This window comes from Bacillus sp. BC05(2025) (assembly GCF_056725905.1).
In genome coordinates, this window is sequence record NZ_JBWYRA010000009.1 from 198,605 (window position 1) to 207,437 (window position 8,833).

Here is an 8,833-nt window from a genome sequence, read left to right on the forward strand (position 1 = left end):
TCTTATTTCATACTTTCAAAAAGCTCTTGCTCATAATCATAAAGGGCTGTTGGATAATCTCCATTGAAGTACGCCATACATAGGCCGCCGTATTTCCCTTCATATGGACGTCCAATTGCATCTACTAATCCATCTTCACTTAAAAATGTTAATGAGTCTGCGCCAATCATTTCACGAATTTCTTCTACTGTATGATTTGCTGCAATTAATTCTTTTCTCGTTTGAATATCAATACCGTAGAAACATGGATATTTCAGAGGTGGTGAAGCTATTCTTACGTGAACTTCTGTCGCTCCAGCCTCACGAAGCATACGAACAATTCGTTTACTCGTTGTTCCTCGTACGATAGAATCGTCAATCATAACAACCCGTTTTCCTTCAACTACACCTCTTACTGCTGAAAGCTTCATCTTAACCCCTTGCTCTCGCAGTTCTTGCGAAGGTTGAATAAACGTACGTCCGACATAACGATTTTTAATTAATCCTAACTCATATGGAATGCCTGTCGCTTCCGCATAACCAATTGCTGCTGAAATACTAGAGTCTGGTACACCAGTAACAACATCAGCTTCAATAGGAGCTTCTGCCGCCAAACGTTTTCCCATGTTTTTACGTGCTGCATGGACGTTAACACCAGCAATATTTGAATCTGGGCGTGCAAAGTAAATGTATTCCATGCTGCAAATTGCATGTTCTACATCATTTGTGAAACGATCTACGTGAATTCCTTCATCATTAATGATAAGTAATTCACCCGGTTCTACATCACGCATGTATGTTGCACCTACTACATCAAAAGCACATGTTTCTGATGCTACAACGTAAGCATCACCCATCTTTCCAATTGAAAGAGGACGGAACCCATTTGGATCTAACGCAACGATCATTTCATTTCCAGTTAGTAAAAGATACGCAAATGCACCCTTCACTTTATTTAAAGCCTCTTTTACACTTTCAATTAATGAATCTTTCGTACTACGTTTAATAAGATGTAAAAGTACTTCTGTATCTGAACTTGTTTGAAAAATACTTCCCTCTGCCTCTAATTCGCGGCGAAGCATTTTTGCATTAATTAAATTCCCGTTATGAGCTAATGCCATACTATGATCAGAAAAACGGAATAATAATGGTTGAACGTTAGCTACTTCACTTCCACCAGCCGTCGCGTATCGTACGTGTCCAATTGCTGATTTTCCGTTCAATCCTTCTAGTTCACCTCTTGAAAACACTTCCGATATTAAACCTAACCCCTTGTGACCGACGATTTTTTCCCCATTATTTACGACGATGCCTGCGCCTTCTTGCCCACGGTGCTGTAAACTATGCAATCCGTAGTATGAAACTTGTGCTGCATTTTCATGCCCCCAAATTCCGAAAACGCCACATTCTTCATTTAACCCCTTTATTTCAGCAAGCATGGGATTGCCCCTTTCCAAGCCTTTCTCATTTCATCTACATTTGCTGTAAGTAATACTTCATTTTCTTCATTATGAATTGTTACTTCATTTGTATTTGTCACTTCTCCAACTTGAATTGCTTCTACCGCTTTCTCGAACGCTTCTTTATTTTCACGTTTTACTGTTATCACGAAGCGAGATTGTGATTCAGCGAATAATGCTGCTGTTTCTTCTCCGCCTAATTTCACAGTAGCACCTAAGCCGTTAGCACCAATTGCACTTTCTGAAATTGCAACTGCTAAACCACCTTCAGCAACATCATGAGCAGATTGAACAAGGCCAGCTTGAATTGCTGCTAAGACTTGTTTTTGACGTTTTAATTCTATGTCTAGATCGATACTTGGTGATTGGCCGAAAATTTTCCCGTGAATCATTTTCTGTAATTCACTTCCACCAAACTCAGCTTTCGTCTCTCCGATAACATAAACTAAATCGCCAGCTTGCTTAAACTCTTGTGTTGTTACATGTTTTAAGTCATGTACTAGTCCAACCATCCCAACTGTCGGTGTTGGATATACCGCTTCACCACTACGTTCGTTATACATTGATACGTTTCCGCCGATAACTGGTGTTTGTAATGTACGACAAGCTTCACTCATACCATCTACTGATTTCTCAATTTGCCAGAAGATTTCTGGTTTCTCTGGATTACCAAAGTTTAAGCAATCTGTAATTGCAAGTGGCTCTCCTCCAGAACATACGATATTACGTGCTGCCTCTGCTACTGCAATTTTACCGCCTACTTCTGGATCTAAATAAATGTAGCGAGAGTTACAGTCTGTCGTCATTGCTAATCCTTTTTCTGTACCGCGTACACGTACAACCGCTGCATCTGAACCCGGTGTAACAACTGTGCTTGTGCGAACTTGATAATCATATTGATCATAAACCCACTCTTTACTTGCAATCGTCGGTTGTTGTAATAAAGCGAATAACGTTTCTTTATAATTTTCTACTTTTGGTGTTTCCATTTTCATCTGCTGGAATTCAGCAAAGTATGCTGCTTCTTTTGATGGTTTATGATAAATTGGCGCTTCTTCTGCAAGGGCATCTGCTGGCACTTCAGCTACCATTTCACCTTTATGGAATAAACGAAGCATTTTGTCTTCCGTTACTTTCCCCATCGTAACGGCTGCAAGACCATACTTCTCAAATAAATCTACTATTTCTTGCTCTCTACCTTTTTTCACAACAATTAACATACGCTCTTGTGATTCAGATAGCATCATTTCATATGGTGTCATTCCTGTTTCACGCTGTGGTACATCATCTAAGTACATTTCAATACCCATTCCTGCTTTACTTGCCATTTCTGCAGAAGATGATGTTAAACCAGCTGCACCCATATCTTGAATTCCAACAAGTGCATCTGATTGAATAAGTTCTAAGCAAGCTTCAATAAGAAGTTTCTCCATAAATGGGTCTCCTACTTGAACTGCTGGACGCTTCGCTTCTGAGCTTTCAGATAACTCTTCAGATGCGAATGTTGCACCGTGAATACCGTCACGACCAGTTGATGCTCCTACGTACATTACTGTATTTCCAGCACCGTGCGCTTGCCCTTTTTTAATATCTTCGTGGTTAATTAAACCTACACACATTGCATTTACAAGTGGATTTCCTTCATAACATGGATCGAACTGTACTTCGCCACCAACAGTCGGAATACCGATACAGTTACCGTATCCTGCAATCCCTGCTACTACTTCTTCGAATAAATATTTCACACGTGGTGATTGTAATTCCCCAAATCGAAGTGAGTTTAATAGAGCTACTGGACGTGCTCCCATAGAGAATACGTCACGGATAATACCACCAACGCCTGTTGCTGCTCCTTGATATGGTTCAATAGCTGAAGGATGGTTATGGCTTTCCATTTTAAATACAACCGCTTGATTATCACCGATATCTACAATTCCAGCACCTTCCCCAGGTCCTTGCAAGACGCGCTCACCTGTTGTTGGGAATTTTCTAAGCACTGGTTTTGAATTTTTATAACTACAATGTTCTGACCACATTACAGAGAATAAACCTGTTTCTGTATAATTTGGCAGACGACCTAAAATCTTTTCAACCATGGCAAACTCTTCGTCTGTTAGCCCCATTTCCGCATATATGCGCTCTTCTTTAATTTGTGTTGGATTTGGTTCAAGCATTAACGACATATGTTTCCCTCCACTGTTTTAAGATAGATTGAAAGACTTTTAACCCTTCAGCACCGCCAAGTAATTCATCTACAGCGCGCTCTGGGTGTGGCATCATACCAAGTACATTTCCTTTTTCGTTCACAATACCTGCAATATCTGAAACGCTACCATTCGGGTTTTCCACGTAACGGAATGCGATTTGATTATTCTCTTCTAATTGTTTAAGAGTCTCTTCATCACAATAGTAATTCCCCTCACCATGTGCAATTGGAATATTGATTACTTCATCTTTTTCATATTGTGATGTAAACATCGTTTCATTATTTTCAACACGTAACTGAACAGTGCGACACATAAATTTTAAGTTTTCGTTTCTCATTAACGCTCCTGGTAGTAATCCTGATTCAACAAGAATCTGGAATCCATTACATACACCTAAAATTGGCTTTCCTTGCTCAGCGGCTTTTTGCACTGCTTTCATTGCATTTGCAAAGCGAGAGATAGCACCGCAGCGTAAGTAGTCACCGTAAGAGAATCCACCAGGTAGTAGAATTGCATCATACTCATCTAAATTCTCTGTATCGTGCCAAACGTAATCTACTTCTTCGCCAAGCTCATCTTTAATTGCATGGAACATATCAACATCACAGTTCGAACCTGGAAATACTATTACGGCAAATTTCACTGTGCGACAACCTCCTCAACTTCATAACGGAAGTCTTCCATTACAACGTTTGCTAATAGTTTTTCACACATTTCCTTTACCTTGCTATCTAAGTCAGTTACCGATTTATCAATTGTTAGTTCCATGTACTTTCCAATTCGAACATCTTGTACTTCTGTGAATGAAAGGCTATGAAGTGCTCCTTTTACTGCTGTTCCTTGTGGATCTAATACGCTTTCTCTTAATGTTACATATACCTTAACTTTATACATGTGAAATTCCCCCTAAACGTTTTAAAATTTCTTCATAAGCATCTGTTAAATTTCCAAGGTCGCGACGGAATACGTCTTTATCGAACTTTTCATTGCTCGTTTCATCCCATAAACGGCAAGTATCTGGTGAAATTTCATCCGCTAAAATAATTTCTCCTGCTTCCGTTACACCAAACTCTAATTTGAAATCTACTAATCTTACACGACAGCTTGCGAAATGATCAATCAACACTTGATTGATTTGTAGAGCCATCTCTCGTAATACGCTTACTTGCTCTGGCGACGCAACGTTTAATACACGAATATGATCTTCCGTTACAAGCGGATCTCCTAAATCATCATCTTTGAAGTAAAATTCTACGATTGGTTCTGCAAGTACAGTTCCCTCTTCCATTCCTAATCGTTTTGAAAGACTTCCTGCAATTACATTTCTTGTGACAACTTCTAAAGGAATAATACTCACTTTTTTAACAAGTTGCTCTGTCTCAGATAACTTCTCAACAAAATGCGTTTTAATTCCCACTTCTTGTAACTTTCTGAACAATAAGGTTGTAATCTCATTGTTCAAACGACCTTTTCCTGTAATCGTCTCTTTTTTCTCCCCATTGAAAGCAGTCGCACTATCTTTGTACTCTACCCAAACCATATCTGCTGATTCTGTACGATAAATTCTTTTTGCCTTACCTTCATACAGCAATTCTAGCTTTTGCATTTCGCAAGCCCCCTGTAGTTTGAAAAATGTGAATAATGTTTTTATAAAGAATGGCACAGAATGACTCTATTCTGTGCCATATGAAATTTTACGCTTCGTTTAATCCTAGGCGTTCAAAGATTGTATCAACGTGTTGCATATGATGCTCATAGTTGAAGCATTCATTAATTTCTTCTTGTGTTAACTTGCTTGTAATACGCTCATCAGCTTCTACAAGCTCTTTAAATTGTACTTGTGTTTCCCAAGCTTCCATCGCTTTAGGTTGTACGATATCGTAAGCCTCTTCACGTACCATACCTTTATCGATTAATGTAAGCATTACGCGCTGAGAATAAATTAAGCCGTATGTTCTTGTCATATTGCGTTTCATATTCTCTGGGTATACAGTTAAGTTTTTAACAATATTACCAAAGCGGTTTAGCATGTAATTTAACGCGATTGTAGCATCTGGTAAAATTACGCGTTCTGCTGAAGAATGAGAAATATCACGCTCATGCCATAATGGAACATTCTCATAAGCTGTCATCATATAACCGCGGATAACACGAGCTAAACCAGTCATATTTTCAGATCCAATTGGATTACGCTTATGTGGCATTGCAGAAGAACCTTTTTGACCTTTCGCGAAAGCTTCTTCAACTTCACGTGTTTCACTCTTTTGTAAACCACGAATCTCAACTGCCATCTTTTCGATAGATGTTGCGATTAATGCAAGTGTTGACATGTAATGAGCATGGCGATCACGTTGCAATGTTTGTGTTGAAATTGGTGCTGCTTCTAATCCTAAGTTCTCACAAACATACTTTTCTACGAATGGATCGATATTTGCATATGTACCAACCGCACCAGATAATTTACCAACGCGAACTGTATTAGCAGCTTGCTTGAAACGCTCTACGTTACGCTTCATTTCTTCATACCAAAGACCAAGTTTTAAACCAAATGTTGTTGGTTCTGCATGAACACCATGTGTTCTTCCCATCATGATCGTGTATTTATGCTCTTTTGCTTTGTTAGCTAAAATACTTACAAAGTTTTCTAAGTCTTTTAATATGATTTCATTCGCTTGTTTTAAAATGTAAGATAACGCTGTATCTACTACGTCTGTAGATGTTAAACCGTAATGAACCCATTTACGTTCCTCGCCTAATGCTGGTGTTTCTGATACAGCACGAGTGAATGCAACTACATCATGACGTGTCTCTTTTTCAATTTCATAAATACGATCAATATCAAATGATGCATGCTCACGAATTTTCTTAACATCTTCTTTTGGAATATCGCCAAGCTCAGCCCATGCTTCACAAGCTAAAATCTCAACTTCTAACCACGCTTTAAATTTGTTCTCTTCCGTCCAAATTGCACCCATTTCTGGGCGTGTATAACGACTAATCATCTTTTTCCCTCCAACAGTTGTTCTTGATGGTCCCAAATATGCAAACTCTTCGCTTTTTCTAGAGCGACTTCAATATTATCATTTAAAATATTAACATGCCCCATTTTTCGCTGCGCTTTTGCTTCTTCTTTTCCATACAAGTGTAAATAGCACCCGGTTAATCTATTCACTTGTCTTAGGACCCCTTCTATATGTTCGCCTAAAATGTTTACCATGACAACTGGTTTTAACAAATTTGTTTCTCCAAGAGGTAAATTACAGATTGCTCGAATATGTTGACCGAATTGACTCGTTTCACATGCATCCTGTGTATAGTGTCCTGAATTGTGAGGTCTTGGTGCTAGTTCATTAATGTAAATCTCACCATCAGCTGTAGCAAACATCTCTACCGCTAGTGTTCCCACAAGTTCTAGTTCATCCGCGAGCACTTTTGCATAAGCAATTGCTTTTTGAGAAAGTTCTTCTGTAATGCGAGCTGGAACGATAGATTCATGCAAAATGTTATTTACATGAATATTTTCCGCTACCGGAAATACTTTCGTTTCACCACTTACACTACGAATGACAATAACTGATACTTCTTTTTCAAAAGGCACCCATTTCTCTAAAATACACTCTGCTGCATTCGCAAGCTCTCGCGCTGTATCAACGTCAGCCTCACTTCTTAAAACAACTTGACCTTTCCCATCATATCCGCCTGTCGTCGTTTTTAAGACGGAAGGATATGATAACTCAGTAATTGCTTCAGTAAGCTGATCTTGATTTTGAACGAATCTATACGTTGCTACTGGTAGCCCCGCTTTCTCAATCGCATTCTTTTCTGTAAAACGATTTTGCGTTTTACTTAACAACTGACTGCCTTGCGGTAAGTAAGCATGTTTTTCAAGCCATTGTAAACATCTATAATCAATATTCTCAAATTCATATGTGACGACATCACTGATCTCCGCTAAATGCTGAATTGCTTTTAAATCGTCATATGATGCAACAATTTCAATATCAGCAACTTGTGCACATGGTGAATGTTTTGTAGGATCTAAAACAGCAATTTTATATCCCATCTCCTTAGCTGCCAATGCCATCATTCTTCCTAGCTGGCCGCCTCCAATAATGCCGATTGTTTTTCCAGGTAAAATGATTCTCGTCATACTAGCTCACTACCTTCACGCACATCTTTTTCAATTGCTTCTCTTCTCAATTCTAATGCATCATGTATATCATCATGGAATGATCCAAGTATTTGTGCAGCAAGTAAACCAGCATTTGTTGAACCAGCCTTACCGATTGCAACAGTTGCAACTGGAACCCCTCCTGGCATTTGGACGATGGATAATAATGAATCTAAGCCGTTTAACGCTTTTGATTGAACTGGAACTCCGATTACAGGAAGATTCGTCTTCGCTGCAACCATTCCTGGTAAATGCGCTGCTCCACCAGCTCCAGCAATAATAACTTTCAATCCACGTTCACGAGCCGTCTCTGCATATTCAAACATATAATCCGGAGTCCGATGAGCGGATACAACTTTTTTCTCATACGGTATATTTAATTCATCTAAAATGTCACAAGCATATTTCATTGTTTCCCAGTCTGACGTGCTTCCCATTATGACTCCAACTAGTGATTTCATATTAGAATCCCCCCGATTCAAATAAAAAAAGCCTGAAATAGAACAGTTTCTCTTTTTACTATGAGAGAAAGTGCTCTACTCAGGCATACGTATCCCTTGTGAATAGAAAAATACCGAGTGACTTTCCCTCATAGTCTAACGAATAACGGTCGTTAGGTAGAGACTTGCAGGCCATATCCCCGCGATTATATGAGGTCTTATATATTATTCTTTCTATGGCTATATTAACAATATTTCATAAACAATGTCAACAAATAATCGAATGTTTTTTTATTACTCATCAATAACGTTCGTGTTTTAGTTATATTCAAAAGAATAATTGTAACTATATGCAAGAAGGATAGGAAATTAGAATATATATTTCTAGAGATCTATCATACACATAGCAGTTTATATACTAATTCGGTACGCTTTAATATAAGCATATCATTTTCATTCCTTTTATTTATACTAAGGATAATAATGAAAGAATATCAACACTCTTTTCATATTTATTCCTTTAAATAGCCTCATTTTCATTCTTTTTCTTCTTTCAGGTTATTAAATATATGAATT

General features: G+C 38.4%; 8 protein-coding genes and 1 riboswitch. All 8 genes read right to left on the reverse strand.

The features are described from left to right. Positions 1-2: 2 nt before the first annotated feature. Complete coding sequence (purF, locus tag ACZ76X_RS23300) at positions 3-1,418, reverse strand: amidophosphoribosyltransferase (protein WP_479851815.1); 1,416 nt, start codon at positions 1,416-1,418, stop codon at positions 3-5. After that, positions 1,403-3,622, reverse strand: a complete 2,220-nt coding sequence (gene purL, locus ACZ76X_RS23305; RefSeq protein ID WP_479851816.1) for a phosphoribosylformylglycinamidine synthase II — start codon at positions 3,620-3,622, stop codon at positions 1,403-1,405. Before purL ends, purF begins: the two co-directional genes overlap by 16 nt. Next, the gene (gene purQ, locus ACZ76X_RS23310) at positions 3,606-4,289 is read right to left on the reverse strand and encodes a phosphoribosylformylglycinamidine synthase subunit PurQ (protein ID WP_000666779.1); all 684 of its coding nucleotides are present in this window, start codon (positions 4,287-4,289) and stop codon (positions 3,606-3,608) included. The genes purL and purQ overlap by 17 nt, the downstream gene beginning before the upstream one ends. Further along, entirely contained in the window at positions 4,286-4,540 is a 255-nt protein-coding gene (gene purS, locus ACZ76X_RS23315; RefSeq protein WP_000278826.1) for a phosphoribosylformylglycinamidine synthase subunit PurS, read from the reverse strand. The genes purQ and purS overlap by 4 nt, the downstream gene beginning before the upstream one ends. Then, a complete protein-coding gene (gene purC, locus ACZ76X_RS23320; protein WP_098347368.1) occupies positions 4,533-5,252 on the reverse strand; it encodes a phosphoribosylaminoimidazolesuccinocarboxamide synthase in 720 nt (239 codons plus the stop codon). Before purC ends, purS begins: the two co-directional genes overlap by 8 nt. An 88-nt stretch (positions 5,253-5,340) precedes the next feature. After that, positions 5,341-6,648, reverse strand: coding sequence for an adenylosuccinate lyase (gene purB, locus ACZ76X_RS23325; protein ID WP_000625683.1), 1,308 nt, complete (start codon positions 6,646-6,648; stop codon positions 5,341-5,343). Further along, the gene (purK, locus tag ACZ76X_RS23330) at positions 6,645-7,796 is read right to left on the reverse strand and encodes a 5-(carboxyamino)imidazole ribonucleotide synthase (RefSeq protein WP_479851817.1); all 1,152 of its coding nucleotides are present in this window, start codon (positions 7,794-7,796) and stop codon (positions 6,645-6,647) included. The genes purB and purK overlap by 4 nt, the downstream gene beginning before the upstream one ends. Next, entirely contained in the window at positions 7,793-8,278 is a 486-nt protein-coding gene (gene purE / locus ACZ76X_RS23335; RefSeq protein ID WP_000839367.1) for a 5-(carboxyamino)imidazole ribonucleotide mutase, read from the reverse strand. The genes purK and purE overlap by 4 nt, the downstream gene beginning before the upstream one ends. Positions 8,279-8,389: 111 nt before the next feature. Continuing rightward, a riboswitch (purine riboswitch) is annotated at positions 8,390-8,491 on the reverse strand. Positions 8,492-8,833: the final 342 nt, after the last annotated feature.

Excerpts from the sequence above, each read along its gene's own strand:
- purF (WP_479851815.1), bottom strand. The coding sequence starts at position 1,418 with ATGCTTGCTGAAATAAAGGGGTTAAATGAAGAATGTGGCGTTTTCGGA.
- purL (WP_479851816.1), bottom strand. The coding sequence starts at position 3,622 with ATGTCGTTAATGCTTGAACCAAATCCAACACAAATTAAAGAAGAGCGC.
- purS (WP_000278826.1), bottom strand. The coding sequence starts at position 4,540 with ATGTATAAAGTTAAGGTATATGTAACATTAAGAGAAAGCGTATTAGAT.
- purC (WP_098347368.1), bottom strand. The coding sequence starts at position 5,252 with ATGCAAAAGCTAGAATTGCTGTATGAAGGTAAGGCAAAAAGAATTTAT.
- purB (WP_000625683.1), bottom strand. The coding sequence starts at position 6,648 with ATGATTAGTCGTTATACACGCCCAGAAATGGGTGCAATTTGGACGGAA.
- purK (WP_479851817.1), bottom strand. The coding sequence starts at position 7,796 with ATGACGAGAATCATTTTACCTGGAAAAACAATCGGCATTATTGGAGGC.
- purE (WP_000839367.1), bottom strand. The coding sequence starts at position 8,278 with ATGAAATCACTAGTTGGAGTCATAATGGGAAGCACGTCAGACTGGGAA.